18 protein-coding genes are annotated in these 21,508 nt (G+C 68.3%); 12 read left to right on the top strand and 6 right to left on the bottom strand.

Annotated features, from left to right (window positions below; translation table 11 throughout):
• The first annotated feature begins 435 nt into the window (after nucleotides 1-435).
• The 8 genes from LCHO_RS24150 (at nucleotide 436) to LCHO_RS16105 (ending at nucleotide 9,824) form a co-directional block, all read left to right on the top strand.
• Nucleotides 436-1,113, top strand: a complete 678-nt coding sequence (locus tag LCHO_RS24150; protein WP_012348240.1) for an energy transducer TonB — start codon at nucleotides 436-438, stop codon at nucleotides 1,111-1,113.
• A 70-nt stretch (nucleotides 1,114-1,183) separates the two neighbouring features.
• Complete coding sequence (locus LCHO_RS16135) at nucleotides 1,184-2,020, top strand: MotA/TolQ/ExbB proton channel family protein (protein ID WP_012348239.1); 837 nt, start codon at nucleotides 1,184-1,186, stop codon at nucleotides 2,018-2,020.
• A 10-nt stretch (nucleotides 2,021-2,030) separates the two neighbouring features.
• A complete protein-coding gene (locus LCHO_RS16130) occupies nucleotides 2,031-2,459 on the top strand; it encodes an ExbD/TolR family protein (RefSeq protein ID WP_012348238.1) in 429 nt (142 codons plus the stop codon).
• 10 nt (nucleotides 2,460-2,469) lie between these two features.
• Nucleotides 2,470-2,910, top strand: coding sequence for an ExbD/TolR family protein (locus LCHO_RS16125; protein ID WP_012348237.1), 441 nt, complete (start codon nucleotides 2,470-2,472; stop codon nucleotides 2,908-2,910).
• An 11-nt stretch (nucleotides 2,911-2,921) separates the two neighbouring features.
• A complete protein-coding gene (locus tag LCHO_RS16120; RefSeq protein WP_012348236.1) occupies nucleotides 2,922-4,142 on the top strand; it encodes a tetratricopeptide repeat protein in 1,221 nt (406 codons plus the stop codon).
• A gap of 21 nt (nucleotides 4,143-4,163) precedes the next feature.
• Nucleotides 4,164-5,369: a cation:proton antiporter gene (locus LCHO_RS16115; protein ID WP_012348235.1), complete on the top strand. Its 1,206-nt coding sequence runs from the start codon at nucleotides 4,164-4,166 to the stop codon at nucleotides 5,367-5,369.
• Nucleotides 5,370-5,552: 183 nt separating this feature from the next.
• Nucleotides 5,553-8,180, top strand: coding sequence for a TonB-dependent receptor (locus LCHO_RS16110; protein WP_012348234.1), 2,628 nt, complete (start codon nucleotides 5,553-5,555; stop codon nucleotides 8,178-8,180).
• Between the two features lie 108 nt (nucleotides 8,181-8,288).
• Entirely contained in the window at nucleotides 8,289-9,824 is a 1,536-nt protein-coding gene (locus LCHO_RS16105; protein ID WP_012348233.1) for a tryptophan halogenase family protein, read from the top strand.
• On the opposite strand, the gene LCHO_RS16100 is transcribed toward LCHO_RS16105, so the two are convergent.
• From LCHO_RS16100 to LCHO_RS16075, 6 genes are all read right to left on the bottom strand, one after another.
• A complete protein-coding gene (locus LCHO_RS16100) occupies nucleotides 9,821-10,909 on the bottom strand; it encodes a LacI family DNA-binding transcriptional regulator (RefSeq protein ID WP_012348232.1) in 1,089 nt (362 codons plus the stop codon). The two genes, LCHO_RS16105 and LCHO_RS16100, sit on opposite strands and share 4 nt — an antisense overlap.
• A gap of 140 nt (nucleotides 10,910-11,049) precedes the next feature.
• Nucleotides 11,050-11,907 (bottom strand): gamma-glutamyl-gamma-aminobutyrate hydrolase family protein, encoded by an 858-nt coding sequence (locus LCHO_RS16095; protein ID WP_012348231.1) that lies wholly within the window; start codon nucleotides 11,905-11,907, stop codon nucleotides 11,050-11,052.
• Nucleotides 11,877-13,001, bottom strand: coding sequence for a YbdK family carboxylate-amine ligase (locus LCHO_RS16090; protein WP_012348230.1), 1,125 nt, complete (start codon nucleotides 12,999-13,001; stop codon nucleotides 11,877-11,879). Before LCHO_RS16090 ends, LCHO_RS16095 begins: the two co-directional genes overlap by 31 nt.
• Entirely contained in the window at nucleotides 12,998-14,251 is a 1,254-nt protein-coding gene (locus LCHO_RS16085) for a cation:proton antiporter (protein WP_012348229.1), read from the bottom strand. The genes LCHO_RS16090 and LCHO_RS16085 overlap by 4 nt, the downstream gene beginning before the upstream one ends.
• Nucleotides 14,252-14,440: 189 nt before the next feature.
• Nucleotides 14,441-15,934 carry a glycerol kinase GlpK gene (gene glpK / locus LCHO_RS16080; RefSeq protein ID WP_012348228.1) on the bottom strand — a complete coding sequence of 498 codons (1,494 nt, stop codon included), beginning with the start codon at nucleotides 15,932-15,934 and terminating at the stop codon, nucleotides 14,441-14,443.
• A 41-nt stretch (nucleotides 15,935-15,975) separates the two neighbouring features.
• On the bottom strand, nucleotides 15,976-16,749 hold the full coding sequence (locus LCHO_RS16075) for a DeoR/GlpR family DNA-binding transcription regulator (protein ID WP_012348227.1): 774 nt from the start codon (nucleotides 16,747-16,749) through the stop codon (nucleotides 15,976-15,978).
• A gap of 126 nt (nucleotides 16,750-16,875) precedes the next feature.
• On the opposite strand from LCHO_RS16075, the gene glpD reads away from it, so the two are divergent.
• The 4 genes from glpD to LCHO_RS16055 all read left to right on the top strand — a co-directional run bounded on the left by glpD (nucleotide 16,876) and on the right by LCHO_RS16055 (nucleotide 21,458).
• Complete coding sequence (glpD, locus tag LCHO_RS16070) at nucleotides 16,876-18,471, top strand: glycerol-3-phosphate dehydrogenase (protein ID WP_012348226.1); 1,596 nt, start codon at nucleotides 16,876-16,878, stop codon at nucleotides 18,469-18,471.
• A gap of 162 nt (nucleotides 18,472-18,633) precedes the next feature.
• On the top strand, nucleotides 18,634-19,608 hold the full coding sequence (locus LCHO_RS16065; protein ID WP_012348225.1) for a TRAP transporter substrate-binding protein: 975 nt from the start codon (nucleotides 18,634-18,636) through the stop codon (nucleotides 19,606-19,608).
• 30 nt (nucleotides 19,609-19,638) lie between these two features.
• Entirely contained in the window at nucleotides 19,639-20,157 is a 519-nt protein-coding gene (locus tag LCHO_RS16060; protein WP_223210457.1) for a TRAP transporter small permease, read from the top strand.
• Nucleotides 20,154-21,458, top strand: a complete 1,305-nt coding sequence (locus LCHO_RS16055; RefSeq protein WP_012348223.1) for a TRAP transporter large permease — start codon at nucleotides 20,154-20,156, stop codon at nucleotides 21,456-21,458. The genes LCHO_RS16060 and LCHO_RS16055 overlap by 4 nt, the downstream gene beginning before the upstream one ends.
• The last annotated feature ends 50 nt before the right edge of the window (nucleotides 21,459-21,508 follow it).

Below are 21,508 nucleotides of genomic sequence, written 5' to 3'. Positions count from 1 at the left end.
GCGGATGTTTGAGTGCATTTGATGTTACTAACTCGCGTTAGGGTTTTCCATCTCCGCAATCGATTGCGGATTCTGCGGAATCACGTCATCGCAGAGCAACGAGCCCCGCGCTTCAGCCCAGCTGACGCGTTCCGCAGAACCGGTCGATCGAGGAGCTGTTTCATGACCGTGTCGTCGAGTGCGTCGAATCCCTGTGGCGGTTACCGGCTCGAGTTCCGGCCGCTGCAGTCCTCGAACCGCGGGCTCGCGTTCCTTTGCAATGCCGCCGGCCGCGTTCCGCTGGATCAGCTGAGCCGGTCCGATTTCAATACCTACTTGTATGCCCGGGCCCTGGTGGGTCGGGTGTTCGGTCGGCCTGCGGTCCGCAGTTGCAGCGTCGGCTGTTGCTGTGGCCGACGTCACGACCTGTGAGCCCTGGTCTACGGAGCCCGGAACATGAGTTTTGTCCAACCTGATACGAATCCGACCCGCAAGACCGTGGGCATGGGCATCGCGGTCGTCTTCCATGTCGCCCTGGTGTGGGCCTTGGCCAATGGGCTGGGGCGGCAGGTGATGAAGGTCATCAGCGAGCCCATCGAGACCCAGCTCATCGAGGAGGTCAAGCCGCCGCCGCCACCACCCAAGGTGATCGAGATGCCGCCGCCGCCGAAGTTCACGCCGCCGCCGCCGGCCTATGTGCCGCCGCCGGAGGTGCAGGTGCAGGCGCCGCCGCAGCCGCAGCCCACGATCACCGCGACAGTGGCCGAAACGCCGCCACCCGCACCGCCCGAGCCGGTGCGCGCAGCACCGGCGCCGGCCGCACCGCCTGCACCTGCGCCAGTGCCGGCACCTGCGCCGGCACCCGTGTCGGCGTCGGTGGCCTGCTCCAACTACGCGCAGGTGATGGGCGATGCGGGTTTCCCGCGCGAAGCGACCCGCCTCGGTCTCGAGGAAGGCACGGCGCTGGTCCAGTTCACCCTTGCGGCCAATGGCGAGGTCAAGGACATCAAGGTGGTCAGCGCGTCGCACCCCAGCTTCGCCAAGGGCAGCGTGCGCATCGTGTCCGAATACAAGTGCAAGGGTCAGGGACGCGATGTCACGGTCCAGGTGCCGTTTGTCTACAAGTCCAGCTGATCGCTCATTGGCGTCGGCATCGCGAACGCCGATCCACCTCCATCCATCCTCTCATCACGAAGGAAGAGACATGTCTCTCACGCAACGATTGATCCGCATTCCCGCCGCGCTGTTGCTGGCCGCTGGCCTCGCCTTCGGTGCCGTCGGCACGGCGCAGGCCCAGGCAGCCGCACCCACCGAGGCCGCAGCGGCGACCACCGCGGTACCTCAGGTCGAGACGGCCAAGCCGTCCGACGAAGCCGCCGAGAACCCCTATGGCCTCAAGGCCATGATCGAACACGGGGACATGGTCGCCAAGGGCGTGCTGGGCCTTCTGATGATCATGTCGCTGGGCACCTGGTATCTGCTGGTGACCAAGGCGCTCGAGCAGCGCAAGCTGCTGCGCGAGGCCAAGTCGGTTGGCGCCGGTTCGCGCTTCTGGACTGCTGGCACGCTGCGCCAGGGTTCCGACAGCCTGGCCAAGGACGGGGCTTTCCGCTTCATCGCAGACACCGCGCTCGAAGCGAGCCAGAAGCATGACGGCGTGCTTGCCGGGGTCGACCTCGGTTCGTGGATCACGACCTCGCTCGAAGAGGCCGGCGAGGAGGTCGAACACCGCCTGCAGAAGGGACTGGCCTTTCTCGCCACCGTCGGGTCGACCTCGCCCTTCATCGGCCTGTTCGGCACGGTCTGGGGCATCTTGAACGCGCTGACCGCGATCGGCGTGGCCGGCCAGGCGTCGATCGACAAGGTGGCGGGCCCGGTGGGCGAGGCGCTGATCATGACTGCGATCGGCCTGGCCGTCGCGGTGCCGGCGGTGCTGGGCTACAACTGGCTGGTCGGCCGCAACAGCACCGCGCTGCATTACGTGACGACCTTCGGTTCGAAGCTGCGCGCCACCCTGCTGGCTTCCGCAGCGCGCGCCTGAGGAGCCGGCGATGGGCATGAGCGTCGGTGCCGGGGGCGCTCCCGGCAAGAAGGTCAACTCGGAGATCAACACGACACCGTTGGTCGACGTGATGCTGGTGCTGCTGATCATCTTCCTGATCACGATCCCGGTGGCGGTGACCTCGATCAACGTGCGGCTGCCGAAGGAAACCAACCAGCCCCGCACCAGCAAGCCGGAAAACATCGTCGTGTCGGTCGACAAGGACGGCGAGATCTACTGGAACGACCTGCACATCCCCAGCGTCGCGGCCTTTCTCGACCGGCTCAAGACCGAGTCGGTGAAGGTGCCGCAGCCGGAGCTGCACATCCGTGGCGACGGTGGCAGCAGGTACGAGGCCGTCGGTCGGGTCGTGTTCGCCGCGCAGCGTGCCGGCATCGCCAAGGTCGCTTTCGTGACAGAGCCGCCGCCGCGGCAATGAGGGGACATACATGGGCATGAGCATGGCTGCGGCCGGGTCGGGCAAGAAGAAGTCGCGCCCCCAGGCCATCGGCGAGATGAACACCACACCGTTGATCGACGTGATGCTGGTGCTGCTGGTGATGCTGATCATCACGATCCCGATCCAGCTGCATTCGGTGGACCTGAACCTGCCCTCGGGCAAGGCACCGCCGGCCACCAGCGAACCCGAGATCGTGCGCATTGACGTCGACTTCGACGGCACCGTCTACTGGAATGGCGAGGCCATGCCCGACCGGGCCCGCCTCGAGGCGCACATGCGCGAGAAGGCGGCCCAGCCGGTGCAGCCCGAGATTCACCTGCGACCGAACAAGCTGGTGCATTACGAGCATGTCGCCGCGGTGATGGCCTCGGCGCAGCGGCTCGGGCTGAAGAAGCTGGGCATGGTCGGCAACGAGCAGTTCGTCAAGTGAAGAAGAACGCGATGAAGACACACACACGTGCCTGGTTTGCGGCGCTGCTGCTGGGGGTGGCTGCGGGCTACGCGCCAGCCCAGACCCCGGCCCCGGCGCAGGAGTCCGTGCGCGCCGAGATCGGCAAGTCGCTGCAGGGCGCGCAGGAGCTGATGAAGGCCGGCAAGTTCCGCGAGGCGCTCGCCAAGGTGCGTGAGGCCGATGCGGCGCCCAACCCGACCGCTTACGAACGGTTCATCCTCGATCGCATGCGTGGCAGCGCGGCCGCCGGCGCCGGTGACGAGGTCGTCGCGAGCCGTTCTTTCGAGGCCGCGCTCGCCAGCGGCCGGCTGCAGCCGGCCGAGGCGCTGGCCATCCTCGAAGCCCTGGCGTCGTCGGCCTACCGGACCAAGGACTACGCCAAGGCGATCGAGGTGGCGCAGCGCTACTTCAAGGAGGGCGGGAAAAGCGAGCCGATGCGCAACCTGATGACCAGCGCGCACTACCTCAGCGGCGACCATGCCGGCGTGATCCGCGACATGCAGCAGCGTGTGCAGGCGGTCGAACAATCGGTCCCGGTGGTCGACGAGACGACGCTGCGCATGCTGGCGGCCAGCTACGCCAAGCTCGGCGACGATGCCGGTTATGCCAACACGCTCGAGAAGCTGCTGGTGCACCACCCCAAGAAGGACTACTGGGAAGACCGCCTGACGCGGTTGCAGAACAGCGCTGCCTTCAGCGACCGCCTGATGCTCGATCTCTACCGCCTGCGGCTGGCGACCGGCACGCTCGATAGCACCGAGCAGTATTTCGAGATGGCGCAGCTGGCGCTGCAGGCTGCATTGCCTTTCGAGGCCAAGCGGGTCGTCGACCTGGGTTACGCGGCCGGCAAGTTCGGCAGCGGTGCCGAGGCCGAGCGCCACAAGCGACTGCGCGAACTCGTCAACCGGCAGGCCGCCGAGGACGAGAAGGCGCTGCGTGTCGAGGTGGTCGGCCGCACCGGGGAGGCCCTGGTCAACATGGGCCAGGCGCTGGTCAGCGCGGGCCGTTACGACAAGGGCATCGAGCTACTCGAGCACGGTGTCGCCAAGGGCGGTCTGAAGCGGCCGGAGGACGCCCGTCTGCACCTGGCCGTGGCTTATTTCCAAGGCGGCAGCAAGCCCAAGGCCGTCGAGACCTTCAAGGCCGTTCGCGGCGGCGAGGGTGTCGCTGACCTGGCGCGGCTGTGGGGCATCCACGCCAGCCGCAACTGAGATCTCACCCGGACCGGTCGCATGAACACCGCCGAAGCCTTTCTCGTCGCGATGACCGTGGTCTTTGCGCTGCCCTACCTGGTCTGGCGCCTGGCCGACATCGATGCCTGGGCGCCGCTGGTGGTGGTGCAGATCCTAGCCGGCATCGCGCTCGGTCCCGGTGTACTCGGCCAGTGGTGGCCGGATCTGCATGCCGTCGTGTTCACGCCGCCGGTGATCCAGGCGCTCAACGGTGTGGCCTGGTGGGCGGTCATGCTGTTCGTCTTCATCGCCGGGATCGAACTGGACCTGGGCGCGGCCTGGCGGCATCGCCGTGAGACCGGCACGACCGCGGCGTTGGCGCTGGGTGTGCCGCTGCTCGCCGGTGGCGTGGCGGCCTGCGGAGGGCTGATGACCAGCGGCTGGATCGGGCCGGCCGCGCTGCCCTGGCAGTTCGTCGTCGGCGTGGGCATGGCCTGCGCGGTGACGGCGCTGCCCATCCTGGTGCTGTTCCTCGAGCGCCTGAGCCTGCTGCGTGAGCCAATGGGGCAGCGCATCCTGCGTTATGCCAGCCTCGACGACATCCTGATCTGGGCGGTGATGGCGCTGATCCTGATGGACTGGCAGCGCATGGGCCACCAGGCCGCTTTCCTTCTGGGCTTCGGCCTGCTCGCCTGGGCCATGCGCGTGCTGATGCGGTGCGTTGCCGAACAAGACCGCTGGTACCTCGCGCCGGTCTGGCTGGCGGTCTGCGCTCTTGCGGCCGACTGGGCCGGCCTGCACTACATGGTCGGCGCCTTCCTGGCCGGCGCGGTGCTCGATGCCGATCTGTTCGACCGTGCGGCGATGGACACGCTGCGCCACCATGTGCTGATGCTGCTGATGCCGGTCTTCTTCCTGTCCACCGGCCTGCGCACGCATTGGTCGGTACAGGGCGCCGACGTGCTGATCGCCGCGCTGGTGCTGCTGGTGGCTTCGGTGGGCGGCAAGCTGCTGGGTGTGCGCCTGGCCGGCCATGTGCTCGGCTGGAGCAGCGCCGAGGCCAGGCTGGTGGGCTGGCTGCTGCAGACCAAGGCGCTGATCATGATCATCTTCGCCAACATCCTGCTCGACCGCCAGGTGATCACCGCAGATGCCTTCACCGCGCTGCTGCTGATGGCCGTGGGCAGCACGATGCTGACGGTACCGATGGCTGCCCCGCTGCTGGCGCGCCTGCGCGGCAGGCTCGGCTCTGCGCTGTGGACATGAGTCGATGACGACCGCCGTGCCTGGTGGGTGCGGCGGGCTCCGGTTCCTTTTTTTTGCCCTGCAGCTAACGCGAGTTAGCCGCCGGGTCTTTCACCCTCTCTTGAGCAGCAAGAGGCGTCGACAGCCCGCAACGGCCGACGCGATCCAGCGATTCCAACCATGCATACCTCACGAGGAGAAACGATGCACAAACATCGCGTGCGCCCAGCTAGGGCGCCGAAACTCAACCAGATCGCCGCGCTGCTGACCTCGTCGGCCTTCGCGGTCCTGCTCGCCGGTCCGGTACAGGCCCAGGGCCCTGTGGCGGCCGAGGACAAGGCCGCCGAGGCCACCCAGGCCGACGCAGCCAAGGCAGAAGCATCGGCCGCCACCGGCGCGGCAGGGGCAGCCGTCGCGGGCAAGCGAGACAAGGGCGACGTCGTCGGCCTGGATCGTGTCGTCGTCACCGGCACCAGCCAGAAGAAGTCGAAGATGCGCAGCTCGGTGTCGGTGACCGACGTCGACCAGCAGCAGGTCGCCGACTTCGGTGCCCGCTCCGAAGCCGACGTGCTGCACCTGATCCCGGGTATCCGGGCTGAAAGTTCGGCCGGTCCGGGCGGCAACTCCAACATCACGGTGCGCGGCCTGCCGATCTCGTCGGGCGGCTCGAAGTTCGTCCAGCTCCAGGAGGATGGCCTGCCCGTGGTCGAGTTCGGCGACATGAACTTCGGCAACAACGACTACTTCATCCGCTTCGATAACAACGTCGACAGCATCCAGACGCTGCGGGGCGGCTCGGCGGCAACCTTCGCCTCGCACGCCCCGGGCGCGGTCATCAACTACATCAGCAAGACCGGCAAGGAGAAGGGCGGATCGATCGGCCTGACACGTGGCCTGAACTTCGACGAGACCCGTGTCGACGGCGACTACGGCGGCAAGCTCAGTCCGAACCTGCGCTTCCACATCGGCGGCTACTTCCGCGACGGCGAAGGCCCGCGTGCCAACGACACCCATGCCCTGCGTGGCCATCAGATCAAGGGCAATCTGACCAACGCCTTCAACGGCGACAAGGGCTATCTGCGGGTCTCGTTCAAGTCCCTCGACGAGAGTGCACCGACCTACACCAGCATGCCGGCGCGTGCTTCGTTGAGCGGCAACACGGTCACCGGCATGAGCTCGATCAACGGTTTCGACATCCGCAAGGATTCGCAGCTGTCGATCTACAACACCAGCATGCCGACGATCGGCCCGGTCGGCACCAGCACCGGCATGGCCGACGTGTCCAGGGGCATCACGGTCAAGTCGAAGACGGTGGGTCTGGAGTTCCACAACGAACTGCCGACCGGGTTCACGATCGACAACAAGTTCAAGATCAGCCGCACCTCGAGTGCCTTCCAGACCCAGTTCTGGGGTGCCAACACGCTGGGTGGCATGCTCGGCAACTTCGGCGCCGGCTCGTCGGCGGTGTACTTCAACGGCCCGAAGGCCGGCCAGGCCGTCACCGACACCAACCTGCAGACCGGGCTGGTGTCGCAGAGCGCGGCGATCAACCAGCAGTCGCCCGACATGGGCCACTACGCCAACGACCTGAGCCTGAGCAAGGCCTTCGAGCTGAGCGGCAACAAGCTCAACACCAAGCTGGGCTACTACCGTTCCAACCAGGACATCGTCCAGGAATGGCAGATCAGCGAGCGCCTGATGGAGATCGGCCGCAACGGCGCGCTGATCGACGTCAGGGATGCCGCCGGCGCGATGCTGACCACCGCCGGCCTGACGGGCTACAACAACCAGTGGGGCGGCTGCTGCGCCCGCAGCGTCAATGCGCACTACACCACCGACGCGCCCTACCTGTCGCTGGCGCTCGAAAGCGGCCCGGTCGACCTGGAGGCCAGCCTGCGCCACGACATGGTCCGTGCCACCGGCAGCTATGCCGGCGGCAAGCAGGTCGCCGGCGGTCTCGACGTCAACCGGGATGGGGTCATCGATGGTGCCGAGCGCAACGTCTGGTTGGTTGACACCAGCAACCCGAGTCCGATCAACTACAAGGTCAACTACACCTCGTACTCCCTGGGTGCCAACTACCGCCTCAGCAACGACACCAGCACGTTCGCGCGTGTCAGCAAGGGCGGTCGGGCCATCGCCGACCGCCTGCTGTTCTCGCCTTTCGTGAACTCGGTGACCGGTGCCCTGATGGCCGGCCTGGAGGCCCAGGCGGTCGCGACCGTCAAGCAGCGTGAAATCGGCGTGAAGCACCGCGGCAGCCGCGACTGGGGCAGCTACGGCCTGTTCGCCACGCTCTTCACGGCGACGGTGGACGAGTACGACTACGACCAGACGCGCACCATCGGTCCGAAGCTGAACGTGGTGGGGACCCGGGCCCGCGGCCTGGAGCTCGAGTCGGCGCTGAGCATCGGCAACTTCGCGATCAATGCCAATGCCGTCTACACCGACCTGAAAATCACGAAGGACCTGGTCGGCACGGCGCAAGGGGCCAGCACGGTGGGCAAGGTGCCGGGTGGCGTGCCCACGGTGCTCTATTCGATCTCGCCGCGCTACACCTTCGGCCCGGTGACCACCGGCGCGTCGATTTTCGGCCAGACCTCGGTGTGGAACAACACCTTCAACACCACGAAGGTCGCGGGCCGCTACATCGTCAATGCCTTCGTCGGCTACGAGATGGCCGAGAACACGACGCTGACGCTGAACGCCAGCAACCTGTTCGACAAGGTCGCCTCGTCGGGCGGCGTGGGTGGCCCGAACGCCCAGAACATCGTCGAACTGCGGCCGGAAACGGGCCGATCGTTCACGGCGTCGATCCGACATGCGTTCTGATCGATGAGGTGAGATCAGGGAGATCAAGGGGGGCGCAGATCCCCTCGGGTTGCAACTTTACGGGCGACGCAAGTCGCCCCTTTTTCCGCTCCACACGGAGGCCAGCGCATGTCAAATCCTGAACGCCATCTGCGCGACATCGTCATCATCGGTGGTGGTTCGGCCGGCTGGATGGCCGCGGCGGCCTTGTCCAGCGCGCTGTCGCAGCGCTGTCGTGTCACGCTGGTCGAATCCGATGAGATCGGCACCGTCGGTGTCGGCGAGGCGACGATTCCTCCGATCAGGATCTTCAACCAGACCCTGGGCCTGGACGAGGCCGAGTTCCTCAAGCGCACCCAGGGCACCTTCAAGCTCGGGATCGAATTCGTCGACTGGGCCCGGCTCGGCCAGCGCTACTTCCATCCCTTCGGCCCGCATGGCGTGCAGTTCGATCTGTCGCCGCAACACCAGTATTGGCTGCGCAGCCGAGGGCGTGAAGGCATGCCCGGCATCGACGAACATTCGATGGCCTGGGTGATGGCCAGTCGGGGCCGGTTCGACAGGCCCTCGAGCGATCCGCGCTCGGTGCTGTCGACCTTCGACTATGCCTACCACTTCGACGCCACGCTCTACGCCCGCTACCTGCGCGAGGTGTCCGAGGCGCGCGGGGTGCGGCGTATCGAGGGCCAGGTCGTCGGTGTCGCCCTGCGCCCGACCGACGGCTTCGTCGCATCGGTGCGACTCGCCGACGGGCGTGACATCGCCGGCGAGCTGTTCATCGACTGCTCGGGCTTTCGTGGCCTGCTGATCGAGCAGACCCTGCACACCGGCTACGAGGACTGGAGCCACTGGTTGCCCTGCGATCGCGCGATGGCGGTGCCCTGCAGTCATCCTGAGTCGCCCGAGGGGGGCGAGCTGACGCCCTACACGCGCTCGACCGCGCGCGCGGCCGGCTGGCAGTGGCGCATCCCGCTGCAGCACCGCATCGGCAACGGCCATGTCTACAGCAGCCAGTTCCTCGATGACGACGAAGCGGCGGCGGTGCTGCTCGACAACCTCGACGGCGCGGCCCTGGCCGCACCGCGAGCGCTGCGTTTCACCACCGGCCGGCGCAAGCAGTTCTGGAACCGCAATGTCGTGGCGCTGGGCCTGGCCAGCGGCTTCATGGAACCGCTGGAGTCGACCAGCCTGCACCTGGTGCAGTCGGGCATCTCGCGGCTGCTGGCGCTGTTTCCCGATCGCGACTTCGATCCGCTGACGGCGGCCGAATACAACCGCATCGGGGTGCAGGAGTTCGAGCGCATCCGCGACTTCCTGATCCTGCACTACAAGCTCACCGAGCGGGATGACGCGCCGCTGTGGCGCTACTGCGCGGCGATGCCGATACCCGACACGCTGCAATACAAGATCGAGCATTTCCGGCGCTACGGCCGCCTGGTCAGCGAGGGCATGGAGCTGTTCGGCAACGCCAGCTGGCTGTCGGTGCACATCGGCCAGCTGAACTGGCCGCAGCGCCACGATCCCCTGGTCGATCTGCGCGACGTCGATGGCGATGCCGTGCTGGCGCGGCTGCGCCAGGCCATGGTGAGTGCCGCCCACGGCCTGCCCGGCCATGCCGATTTCATCCGGCGCCACTGCGCCGCCCGTGCGGCCTGCCCAGCCTAGCCGGGCGCGATCCGTCCGGCCAGGCTGGCGCCGCAGGATTCTCGGATCACCAGGGTCGGCGCGGGCACCGGCTCCACTGCGGCGGGGTCGCGTCCTTCGATCTGCGCCAGCAGCATCTGGATCGCCTGCCGGCCGTGTCCGACCGGATCGGAACGCACGGTCGTCAGTGGCGGCGAGGCGTAGGGGGCGAAGGGGATGTCGTCGTAGCCGACCACGGCGACATCCTGCGGCACGCGCAGACCCGCCTCGTGCAGCGCGCGCAGCGCGCCGAAGGCGATGGTGTCGTTGCCGGCGAACAGGGCCGTGAGCCGGCCGCCTCGCGCGAGCAGCTCGCGGGTGGCTCGGTAGCCGCTCTCGGCGGTGATGTCGGCGTGGGTCACCCACTGCGGCTCGGCAGTGATGCCGTGCTCGGCCAGCGCCTGGTGCCAGCCACGTTCACGCTGGTTGACCGAATGGAACTCGGGCTGGGCGTAGTTGACCAGGCCAATGCGCCGGTGCCCGAGCGCGATCAGATGGTTCACCGCCATGCGAGCCGATGCCCGGGTGTCGTGGCCCATGGTGTGGAAACCCTCGGCCTTCGACAGCTCTCGGTCGAACACCACCAGCGGGATGCCGGCATCGCGCAGTTGCCGCAGGGACTCGATCTCGCCAGCGCGCAGGTGGGCGATGATCAGTCCGTCGATGCGCCGGCTGCGCACCAGTTTCATGAACCCGCCAGCCTTGCCGCCCGGGTCTTCGAGGGTCTCGATCAGCAGCTTGAGGCCGTGGCGATGGCAGTGTTCGTTGATGCTGGCGACCAGCTGCTCAAGAAAAGCGTCGAAATACAGGTGTTCGACCTTGGGGATCACCAGGGCCATGTTGCCAGTGGAGCCGCCCGCCAGTGAACGCGCCGCCGCATGTGGCTCATAGCCGAGCTCGCGTGCGGCGGCGAGCACTTTCTCGCGGGTGGCCTCGCTGATGCCCTGGGTGGTCACGCCGTTGAGCACGAAGGAGACGGTGGTCCGCGACACGCCGGCGCGTCGGGCGACTTCGCTGCTGGTGGGCTGGGTCTGGGGGGAGGGCGCCTTACGGGGGGCAGTTGGCATGGATCCGATGGTAAGCGGGCGCGACGTCGGGTGAGTTCTGCCTCTCCGCATCACGCCGGTTCTTGCGCCAGTCTGCCGGCAGGGTTGGTGCTGCCGGGGGCGCTCTTGTTGCTACCGCCGCGCTCGCAGGACCCCGCCGTTCAGCCTGGTGCCGCCGTGCCGTCTCGGCGCGCCTTGACCGCCGCCAGCCAGGCGTTCATCAGCGGCTCGGCGTCGAGCAGTTCCCGGGTGTGCAGATGGAATTCCGGGTGCCACTGCACGCCGGCCACGAACAGGTCGCCGCGTGAGCGGATCGCCTCGACCACGCCGTCTTCGTCGCAGCGCGCCTCGACCACCAGGTCGGAGCCCAGCCGGTCGACCGCCTGGTGGTGGATGCTGTTGACGCGCGGGCTGGCGTGGCCGTCGTAGATCTTCTCCAGCCGGCTGCCGGGCTCGAAGCGCAGGCCGTGCTGCAGCTGGTCGTAGAGCACGCCGTCGACGTGGCGGCGCGTGTCGGGTCGCTGGGTGTTGATGTCCTGCAGCAGGCTGCCGCCGAAGGCGACGTTGAGCAGCTGGCAGCCGCGGCAGATGCCGAGCATCGGCTTGCCCTGGGTGAGGAAACCGTCGATCAGCTCGATCTCGTAGCGGTCGCGCACCGCGTCGCCGGCCCACTCGGGGCGCAGCGGCTGCTGGCCGTAGCTCAGCGGGCTGACGTCGGCGCCGCCCTGCAGCACCAGGCCGTCGAGCATGTCGACGTAGTGGTGCACGCCGACCTTGCGGCGCTCCACCTCGGCGTCGAAGCCGAGCGTCGGGATCATCACCGCCATCGCGCCGTGCGCCATGATCCAGTGCGCCAGCGACTGCTCCAGGTACTGCAGCGTCTTGCCGCGGAACCCCAGCTCGACCGGCGGCACGTGCATCAGCCGCGCCGACATGCCGATCAGCAGCGGCCGCTCGCGCACCGGCAGCGGGTAGGCCGGCACGCGGCTCAGCGCCCCTGCCCGGCCCAGCGTTGGCATTGTTGACGCACCACTTCGGCCAGCAGGTGCTCTTCGTCGTTGATGTGGCGGATCCAGCTGGCGTCGTTGCCGATGCGCAGCAGGTCGGCGCGCAGGTAGTTGATGGCGCCCTCGGCGCGCAGCTCCATCGCGTGCAGTTCGAGCTTGTCGAAGCTGGCCAGGATGTCGTCGCGCAGCGTGCGGTGTTCGCCGGTCTGCGGGTCGACGAAGATGCCGTCGAGCCCGAAGCGGCAGGCCTGGAAGCGGTTGTAGGTGTAGGGCAGGTAGTCGTCCTCGTTGAGCTCGAAGGGCTTCTCCACCCGCAGCCAGCGCGCCAGGCACTGGATGTAGCCGGCCATCGCGGCGGCCTTCTCGACCGTCAGCGGCGTGTCGAGCACGCGCACCTCGATCGTGCCGTACTCGGGCTTGGGGCGGATGTCCCAGTAGAAGTCCTTCATGCTCTTGATGACGCCGGTGCGGGTCATCTTGTTGAAGTAGACGTTGAAGTCGTCCCAGGTCTGCACGAAGGGCGCGCGGCCCGACATCGGGAAGGCGAACACCGAGTTCAGCCGTGCCGAATCGAAGCCGGTGTCGGTGCCCTGCACGAACGGCGACGAGGCACTCAGCGCGATCAGGTGCGGGATGAAGCGCGACAGCCCGTGCAGCAGCACCAGCGCCTGGTCCGGCCCCGGGCAGCCGACGTGCACGTGCTGGCCGAAGATCGTGAACTGCTTGGACAGGTAGCCGTAGAGCTGCGACAGCTCCTGGAAACGCGGCTTGTTGAAGATGCGGCGCTGGCTCCAGTCCTGGAACGGATGGGTGCCGCCGCCGCACAGGCCGACGTTGAGCTGGGCCGCGCACGACACCAGCGCGTCGCGGATCTCGCGCAGCTGCGACAGCGCGTCGTCGTAGTCGGTGCAGATGCCGGTGGACAGCTCGATCATGCTGTCGGTCATCTCCGGCACCACGCTGCCGGGCACCTTGTGTCGCTCCATCAGGCGCAGCAGGTCGACCGCCGACGGCGCCAGGTCGTAGTCGTGCGTGTTGACGATCTGCAGTTCTAGCTCGACGCCCAGCGTGAGCGAGCGCGACTGTGCGAATTCACCCAAACTCATGAGCGCGCCCCCTTGCTGCGGGCCTGCAAGGCGCCCGGCGTGACTTCACCGGCGCTTTGCAGCGCCCATTGCACCGCCAGCGGGCCGAGCAGTTCGAGCATCGCGATCGCACTCAGCACGATCGGTGCGAGCTGGCGGCCGAAGGCCGGGTCGACCGAATACAGATCGGCCAGCATCACCAGCGCGGTGGCCGACAGTGGCGTCAGCGTGATCCCCAGCGCCAGGCCCTGCTTGCCGCTCAGGCCGCTGACACGGGCCCAGCCGTTGACCGCCAGCAGCTTGGCCGCCGCGCGCGCCAGCACCAGCACCGCGGCCGCCGCGGCGCCGGCGGCCAGCGTCTCGATCGACCAGGCCGAACCGACGATCACGAACAGCATCAGCACCAGCACCCCGCCGGCGGTGCCGAAGTGGCGCGGCCAGACCCAGGGCCGCTCGCTCGAATTGCGCAGCGCCAGCCCGGCCAGCAGCGGCACCAGCAGCGTCGACAGCCCCAGCGAGCGCGCCAGCGTGATCGCCAGCAGCACCAGGCCGAGCAGCAGCAGCACCGAGTTGTCGTTGCGCAGGTCGAGCCGGCGCGCGATCAGCGCCACCAGCCGCGCCAGCAGCAGCGCCACCAGCAGCGAGCCGAGGAAGTTGTAGCCCAGGCGCGCGAAGGCGTTGACCCAGTCGCTCATCTGTTCGAACGACAGCCAGCCGCGAAACAGCGTCAGCGCCAGCGTGGCATAGAGCGTGTTGAGCGCGGTCAGCAGGATCATGCGTTCGGTCACCTGGCCGGCCGCGCCCAGTTCGAGCGCCACCCGCCCGGCCACCGCCGCCGAGGCCGGCATCGCCAGCACCGCGCAGGCCATCGCCAGCGGCCGGTCGAGACCGAACCACGACAACGCCGCATAGACCGTGAAGAAGGTCAGCGTGGCTTCGCTCAGGCTGGTCCACAGCAAGGCCTGGTTGACCCGCAGCCAGCGCAGCTTGACGCGGCTGCCGATCTCGAACAGCAGCAGCGCCAGCGCCACGTCGACCACCAGGCGCAGCGATTCGGGCAGCTGGCCGGTGCTGGTGCCGTTGCCCGACAGCGCGATCACCACGCCGGCGGTCGAATAGCCCAGCACCCGCGGCAGGCGCGACACGCGCGCCACCACCTCGCCGAGCAGTCCGCCGCTGAGCAGCATCAGCACCGGCCAGAACAGACCGCCCGGATCAGGCGGCCAGGGGCTGATGTGCAGGATCTCGGCCACGGGTTCGAGCCATTCCATCGGGGTGTTTCCTTGGTTGGAGCGTCGCGGTCGCACGCACGGGTCGATGCGTGCCACCGCGACGGATTGCCTGCCGGACGGCCCAGAAATTAGAGCACGCACCCGCGCATGCCTGCTCGGCCTGCAACCGGAAATGAAAACAGGCGTCGACGGACGCGGGCTGGCGGTCGCGCTCGACCGGACGGGCGCTCAGCTCGCCACGGTCTGGCGCACGGCGTGTTCCCACTGCGCCATCAGCTCGCTGGCGCGCCCTGGGGGTAGGGTCGGGTGGAAGGTGCGCTCGGGCTGCCACAGGGCTTCGAGTTCGTCGAGGCCGCGGTACACGCCGGTGCTCAGGCCGGCCAGGAAGGCGGCGCCGCGCGCGGTGGTCTCGATCACCTGGGGTCGCACCACCGGCACGCCCAGCAGGTCGGCCTGGAACTGCATCAGCAGGTCGTTGACGCAGGCGCCGCCGTCCACGCGCAGCTCGGTGACGGCCGCGCCGCCGCAGGCCTGGGCGTCGCGACCCATCGCGGCCAGCAGGGCGGCGCTCTGGTAGGCGATGCTCTCCAGCGCGGCGCGGGCGATGTGGCCGAGCGTCGTGCCACGCGACAGGCCGACGATGGCGCCGCGTGCGTCAGGTTTCCAGTAGGGCGCCCCCAGCCCGGTGAATGCCGGCACGAAGACCACGCCGCCCGAGTCGGGCACGCTCTGCGCCAGTGCCTGCACCGCCGAGGCCGAATCGATCGCGCGCAGGCCGTCGCGCAGCCACTGCACCACCGCGCCGCCGACGAAGACGCTGCCTTCGATCGCGAACTGCGGCTGCGGCCCGGTCTGCGCTGCGGCGGTGGTCACCAGGCCGTTGGCCGAGGACTGGAAACGATCGCCGTTGTGCATCAGCAGGAAGCAGCCGGTGCCGTAGGTGTTCTTGGCCAGGCCGGGCTTGAAGCAGGCCTGGCCGAACAGCGCGCTCTGCTGGTCGCCGGCGATGCCGGCGATCGGCAAGGCCGCGCCGAGCAGGCCGGCATCGGTCTCGCCGTAGAGATGCGACGACGGAAACACGGCAGGCAGCAGCTCGTGCGGCACGTCGAGCAGGCTCAGCAGCTCGTCGTCCCAGCGGTTGGCGTGCACGTCGAACAGCAGCGTGCGCGAGGCGTTGGTCACGTCGGTGGCGTGCACCCGCCCGCCGGTCAGCTGCCAGACCAGCCACGCGTCGACCGTGCCGAAGGCGAGTTCGCCACGTGCGGCCTGCTCGCGTGCGCCGGGCACGTGGTCGAGCAGCCACTGGAGCTTGGTGCCGGAGAAATAGGGGTCGATCAGCAGGCCGGTGCGCTGGCGCACCAGCGCCTCGGCGCCGCGCTCGCGCAGCGCCGCGCAGATCGGCTCGGTGCGGCGGTCCTGCCAGACGATCGCGTTGTGCAGCGGCGCGCCGGTGCGGCGGTTCCACAGCAGGGTGGTCTCGCGCTGGTTGGTGATGCCGACGGCGCGGATGTCGTGCGCCGAGATGCCGGCGCGCGCGATCGCCTCGCGTGCGGTGGCGAGCTGGCTGTCGCGGATCTCGATCGGATCGTGTTCGACCCAGCCGGGCTGCGGATAGATCTGCCGCAGCTCGCGCTGCGCCATCGCGACCGGACGGCCCTCGATGTCGAAGACGATGCTGCGCGAACTCGACGTGCCCTGGTCGAGGGCCAGAAGAAAGCTCATCGGATGTCCTTGCGGTTGGTCCGGGGAAGGCGCTGCGGCGGTCAGGCCGGGGCCACCACGCAGCGCACGCCTGCCTCGTCGAGCAAGGCGTCGAAGGGCGGCGGCGGCGGCTGGTCGGTGTACAGCACATCGACCTGGTCGAGGCGCGCCAGCTCCACCATCGCCGGGCGGTTGAACTTGCTGTGGTCGGCCGCCAGCCAGACCTCGCGCGAGTGCTCGACGATGGCGCGCGCCACCGTCACCTCGCGGTAGTCGAAATCGCGCAGCGTGCCGTCGGCCTCGATGCCCGAGATGCCGATCAGGGCGATGTCGACCTTGAACTGGCGGATGAACTCGACGGTCGCCTCGCCCACCACGCCGCGGTCGCGCGAACGCACCAGACCCCCGGCGACGATGACTTCGCAGTCGGGGTTGTCGGACAGGATCGCCGCGACATTGAGGTTGTTGGTGATCACGCGCAGGCCGCGGCGGCGCAGCAGCTCGTGCGCGATCGCCTCGGTGGTGGTACCGATGTTGATGATCAGCGAACAGCCGTCGGGCACCGCATCGGCCACTGCCCGGGCGATGCGGTGCTTGGCGTCCTCGTTGAGCTGCTGGCGCTGGCGGTAGGCGATGTTCTCGGTGGTCGAACTCGGCAGCCGCACGCCGCCGTGGAAGCGCGTCAGCAGCCCGGCGCCGGAGAGCAGCTTGACGTCGCGCCGCACGGTCTGCAGCGTCACGCCGAAGCGCTCGGCCAGCGCCTCGACGCTGATCGTGCCTTGTTCTCGCACGGCGTCGAGCACGCCGGCCTGTCTCGGATTGGGGATGAAGTTCACGCCCCGTAGCTTACGGCGGCTGTTCGTTTTCTTGCCTTAGGGTTCGCACTGAGTTGTCTTTGTGTTCGTTTTTTTGTAAAAAGAAAAAAAGCGAACAATTCCGAGCGTCAAAAAGGAGTCCTGAACTTGAACCACCCGCAAACCCCATCGTCGTCGAGCCCCGCTGGCGGTGCCTGCGACGTGCTCGTCGTGGGGGGCGGCATCAACGGCGCCGGCATCGCCCGCGACCTGGCCGGTCGCGGCCTGTCGGTGCTGCTGGCCGAGCAGGACGACTTGGCCTCGCACACCTCGTCGGCCTCGACCAAGCTGATCCACGGCGGCCTGCGCTACCTCGAATACCACGAGTTTTCGCTGGTTCGCAAGGCGCTGGCCGAGCGCGAGGCGCTGCTGCGCAGTGCGCCGCACATCATGCGGCCGCTGCGTTTCGTGATGCCGCACGACCCGGCGATGCGGCCGGCCTGGATGATCCGCGCCGGGCTGTTCCTGTACGACCACCTGGCCCGCCGCGAGATCCTGCCGGCCTCGCGGGCGGTCGACCTGCGCCGCCATGCCGCCGGCGTGCCGCTCAAGCCCGAGTTCCGCCGCGGCTTCGTCTATTCGGACGGCTGGGTCGACGACGCGCGGCTGGTGGTGCTGGCGGCGATCGACGCCGCCGAACGCGGCGCGCGCATCGCCACGCGCTGCCGGGTGGTGCGGGTGGCACGTGTCGGCGCACGTTGGTCGGCCACGCTGCAGCACCGCGACGGCCGCGAGGAGACGGTGACGGCGCGAGCGCTCGTCAACGCCGCCGGGCCGTGGGCCAGCCAGTTCCTGCGCGAGCATGCGCACCTGCCCGAGGCGCGATCGCTGCGCCTGGTCAAGGGCAGCCACATCGTCGTGCCGCGCCTCTTCGAGCACGATCACGCCTACATCTTCCAGAACCCCGACCGGCGCATCATCTTCGCGATCCCCTACGAACGCGACTACACGCTGATCGGCACCACCGACGTCGAACACCACGGCCCGATCGGCGAGGTGCGCATCGACGCCGACGAGATCGGCTACCTGTGCGCGCAGGCCAGCCGCTACTTCGCCCAGCCGGTGCAGCCGCAGGACGTGGTGTGGACCTACTCCGGCGTGCGGCCCCTGCTGGGCAACGAGGGCGAGGACGACGCGGCGGCGGTGACACGCGACTACGAGCTCGAGCTGCGCGACGACGGCGCGCCGCTGCTGTCGGTCTGGGGCGGCAAGATCACGACCTTCCGCAAGCTCGCCGAGGAGGCGGCCGACCGGCTGTGCGGCGTGCTCGGCGTGCCGGGCGTGTCTGGCCAGCAAGGGGCGGCCTGGACCGTCGATGCGCCGCTGCCCGGCGGCGACCTGCGCGAGTGGATCGGCGCGCCGCAGCGCCCGGACGTCGACCTGCAGCGCTTCGAGCAGGCGCTCGCCCGCCGCCATCCGCAGCTGCCGGAGGCCCTGCGTGGCCGCTGGGCGCGCGCCTACGGCTCGCGCGTCGACCTGCTGCTCGAAGCCGGCACGTTGGGCGCCGAAGTCGCGCCGGGCCTGCACGAGGCCGAGCTGGACTACCTGCACCGCCACGAATGGGCCCGCAGCGCCGACGACGTGCTGTGGCGGCGCAGCAAGCTGGGCCTGCACATGGACGAGGCCGCGCGCGAGCAGGTCGCGCGCTGGTGTGAGACCCGATGGCAGGGGGCAGAAAACGGACTAGAACAGGCAGCGCGCTGAGACGCGCCGCACCCCGCGCATCCTTCCCGCGAATGCCGGCCCCGATGCAGGCCGCAACCCGGACTTCCCATCCATTCCGATCACCAACCCGCGTTGTCGATTCGAGCAGCCACATCGGCCCGCCGGAGTCCCCCGACACGCCTTTCCTCCAGGAGACATGCCATGAAGTTGAAGCCCCTTTCCACCGCCCTGCTGCTGGCCAGTCTGTGCGTTTCCGGCAGCGCCTGGGCGCAGCAGCAGTCGATGCGTCTGGCCCACGGCCTGAACGACAAGCACCCGGTGCACCTCGCGATGGTGCGGTTCGCCGAACTCGCCAAGCAGAAGTCCAACGGCGAGATCGACATCAAGGTGTTCCCCAACGGCACCCTGGGCGGCGAGCGCGAGACGCTCGAGCAGGTGCAGAACGGCGTGCTCGAACTGACCAAGGCCAGCGCCTCGCCGCTCGAGACCTTCGCGCCCGAGTACAAGGTCTTCAACCTGCCGTTCGTGTTTCGCAGCAAGGAGCATTTCTTCAAGGTGCTCGACGGCCAGGTCGGCGAGTCGATCCTGGCCGCTTCCAAGAGCCGCGGCTTCATCGGCCTGACCTTCTACGACTCGGGCTCGCGCAGCTTCTACGCCAAGAAGCCGATCAACACGCCCGATGACCTGAAGGGCCTGAAGATCCGCGTCCAGCAGAGCCCGACCACCATCAAGATGGTCCAGGCGCTGGGTGCCGCACCCACGCCGATGGCCTGGGGCGAGGTCTACCCGGCGCTGCAGTCGGGTGTGGTCGACGGCGCCGAGAACAACATCACCGCGCTGACCACCGGCCGCCATGGCGAGGTGAGCAAGTTCTACTCGATGACCGAGCACCAGATGGTGCCCGACGTGCTGGTGATCTCGTCGGCCAAGTGGGACTCCCTGAAGAAGCCGCAGCAGGATGCGCTGCGCCAGGCCGCGCACGAGTCCTTCGTCTACCAGCGCGGCCTGTGGGCCGAGGCCGAGAAGACCGAGGCGGTCGCGGCCGAGAAGCTGGGCGTGAAGATCAGCATGCCCAACAAGCAGGCGTTCATCGACAAGGTCAAGCCGATGCTGGACGAGGAGCGCAAGAACGCCCGCGTGTCCGGTCTGCTCGACCAGATCAACGCGGTTCGCTGAGACGGGAAGGGCGCGGCCATGCTGCAAATGATGCGATCCGTGATCGACCGCCTGCTCCAGGCCGCGCTGATCCTGTGTTTTTCCGTGCTGTCCGTGTGCGTGATCTGGCAGGTGATCAGCCGCTACGTGCTCGGCAGCCCGTCGACCTTCACCGAGGAGACCTCGCGTTTCGCGGTGATCTGGCTCAGCCTGCTCGGCACGGCCTACGCCTGCGGCCGGCTCGAGCACATGGGCTACGACATGCTGGCCCAGAAGCTCAGCGGCCCGGCGCTGCTGCGCCACATGCGGGCGGTGGCGGCGCTGGTGCTGGCCTTCGCGGCGGCGGTGTTCGTCTACGGCGGGCTGCGGCTGGTGCTGCGCGCCTTCGAGGTCGAGCAGCTCTCGGCCACGCTCGAGGTGCCGATGGGCTACGTCTACAGCTGCATCCCGATCGCCGGGGTGTGCATCGTCTTCTACGAGATCGCGATCCTCGTGGCGCCCGGCAGCTTCCGGCACGCCGACGAGGTCGAGGAAGCGATCGAACACGTCAACCAGGAGTTGCCGGCATGACCGCACTGCTCATCCTCGGCGTGGTGTTCACGCTGCTGCTGCTGTTCGGGGTGCCGGTCAGCTTCTGCATCGGCATCGCGACCGTGCTGGCGCTGTTCACCGTGACGCCCAGCATCGACACCGCGCTGATCGTCTCGGCCCAGCGCGTGGCGTCGAGCCTGGACAGCTTCACCCTGGTGGCGATCCCGCTGTTCATCCTGGCGGGTGGCCTGATGAACACCGGCGGCATCGCCCTGCGCCTGATCGACCTGGCCAAGGTGCTGGTCGGCTGGCTGCCGGGCTCGCTGGCGCAGATCTCGGTGGTGGCCAACGCGCTGTTCGGCGCGATCTCGGGCTCGGCGGTGGCCAGCGCCGCCAGCGTGGGCGCGACGCTGTCGCCGCTGCAGCGCAAGGCCGGCTACGACATGCCGATCTGCGCCGCCGCCAACGTGGCGGCCTCGCCGTGCGGACTGCTGATCCCGCCGTCGGGCGCGCTGATCGTCTACTCGCTGATCTCGGGCGGCACGCCGGTCGACGTGCTGTTCGTCGCCGGCTACATCCCGGGCATCCTGATGGCGCTGTCGGTGATGATCTGGCTGCACATCGTGGCCAGCCGCGGCGATCTGCCGCGCGACACCCAGCGCTACACCCTGCGCGAAGCGCTGGTGGTGTTCTGGCGTGCGCTGCCGGCGCTGGCGATGGTGCTGATCATCATGGGCGGCATCGTCGCCGGCGTGTTCACCGCGACCGAGGCTGCCGGCGCGGCCGCGCTCTACACGCTGGTCCTGAGCCTGCTCTACCGCAACCTGACGTGGAAGAAGCTGGCCGATGCGATGCTCGGTGCGGCCGTCGGCACCGCGGTGGTGATGCTGATGGTGGGCGTGTCGATGACGATGTCGTGGCTGCTCGCCAGCACCGGCTCGGTGACGATGCTGGCCGACGCGATCACCGGCTTCTCCAGCAACCCGATCGTGCTGCTGCTGCTGTTCAACGTGCTGCTGCTGCTGCTGGGCACCTTCCTGGACATCACGCCCGGCCTGCTGATCCTCACGCCGATCTTCCTGCCGGTGGCGATGAAGCTGGGCATCTCGCCGGTGCACTTCGGAATCATCATCACCTTCAACCTGTGCATCGGCATCGCCACCCCGCCGGTGGGCAGCACGCTGTTCGTGGCCGCCCGCGTCGCCAACGTGTCGCTGGCCCAGCTCACCCGGCCGTTGCTGCCGATGTTCGCTTTCATGATCGTGGCGCTGTTCCTGGTCACCTACATCCCGGCACTGTCCCTGTGGCTGCCCCAGGTGCTGCTCGGCAAGACCGGTTGAATGAAAGCGCTGTCGGCCATTCGCCCCATTCGCCGCATTCACACCCTTCA

The organism is Leptothrix cholodnii SP-6, from assembly GCF_000019785.1.
Taxonomy (GTDB): domain Bacteria; phylum Pseudomonadota; class Gammaproteobacteria; order Burkholderiales; family Burkholderiaceae_C; genus Sphaerotilus; species Sphaerotilus cholodnii.
Note: the sequence above shows the minus strand (reverse complement) of the source record. Positions and strands in the feature narration are given on the sequence as shown.

Coding starts and splice junctions, on each gene's coding strand:
- LCHO_RS24150 (WP_012348240.1), top strand. CDS start 436: ATGAGTTTTGTCCAACCTGATACGAATCCGACCCGCAAGACCGTGGGC.
- LCHO_RS16135 (WP_012348239.1), top strand. CDS start 1,184: ATGTCTCTCACGCAACGATTGATCCGCATTCCCGCCGCGCTGTTGCTG.
- LCHO_RS16130 (WP_012348238.1), top strand. CDS start 2,031: ATGGGCATGAGCGTCGGTGCCGGGGGCGCTCCCGGCAAGAAGGTCAAC.
- LCHO_RS16125 (WP_012348237.1), top strand. CDS start 2,470: ATGGGCATGAGCATGGCTGCGGCCGGGTCGGGCAAGAAGAAGTCGCGC.
- LCHO_RS16120 (WP_012348236.1), top strand. CDS start 2,922: ATGAAGACACACACACGTGCCTGGTTTGCGGCGCTGCTGCTGGGGGTG.
- LCHO_RS16115 (WP_012348235.1), top strand. CDS start 4,164: ATGAACACCGCCGAAGCCTTTCTCGTCGCGATGACCGTGGTCTTTGCG.
- LCHO_RS16110 (WP_012348234.1), top strand. CDS start 5,553: ATGCACAAACATCGCGTGCGCCCAGCTAGGGCGCCGAAACTCAACCAG.
- LCHO_RS16105 (WP_012348233.1), top strand. CDS start 8,289: ATGTCAAATCCTGAACGCCATCTGCGCGACATCGTCATCATCGGTGGT.
- LCHO_RS16100 (WP_012348232.1), bottom strand. CDS start 10,909: ATGCCAACTGCCCCCCGTAAGGCGCCCTCCCCCCAGACCCAGCCCACC.
- LCHO_RS16095 (WP_012348231.1), bottom strand. CDS start 11,907: ATGCCAACGCTGGGCCGGGCAGGGGCGCTGAGCCGCGTGCCGGCCTAC.
- LCHO_RS16090 (WP_012348230.1), bottom strand. CDS start 13,001: ATGAGTTTGGGTGAATTCGCACAGTCGCGCTCGCTCACGCTGGGCGTC.
- LCHO_RS16085 (WP_012348229.1), bottom strand. CDS start 14,251: ATGGAATGGCTCGAACCCGTGGCCGAGATCCTGCACATCAGCCCCTGG.
- glpK (WP_012348228.1), bottom strand. CDS start 15,934: ATGAGCTTTCTTCTGGCCCTCGACCAGGGCACGTCGAGTTCGCGCAGC.
- LCHO_RS16065 (WP_012348225.1), top strand. CDS start 18,634: ATGAAGTTGAAGCCCCTTTCCACCGCCCTGCTGCTGGCCAGTCTGTGC.
- LCHO_RS16060 (WP_223210457.1), top strand. CDS start 19,639: ATGCGATCCGTGATCGACCGCCTGCTCCAGGCCGCGCTGATCCTGTGT.
- LCHO_RS16055 (WP_012348223.1), top strand. CDS start 20,154: ATGACCGCACTGCTCATCCTCGGCGTGGTGTTCACGCTGCTGCTGCTG.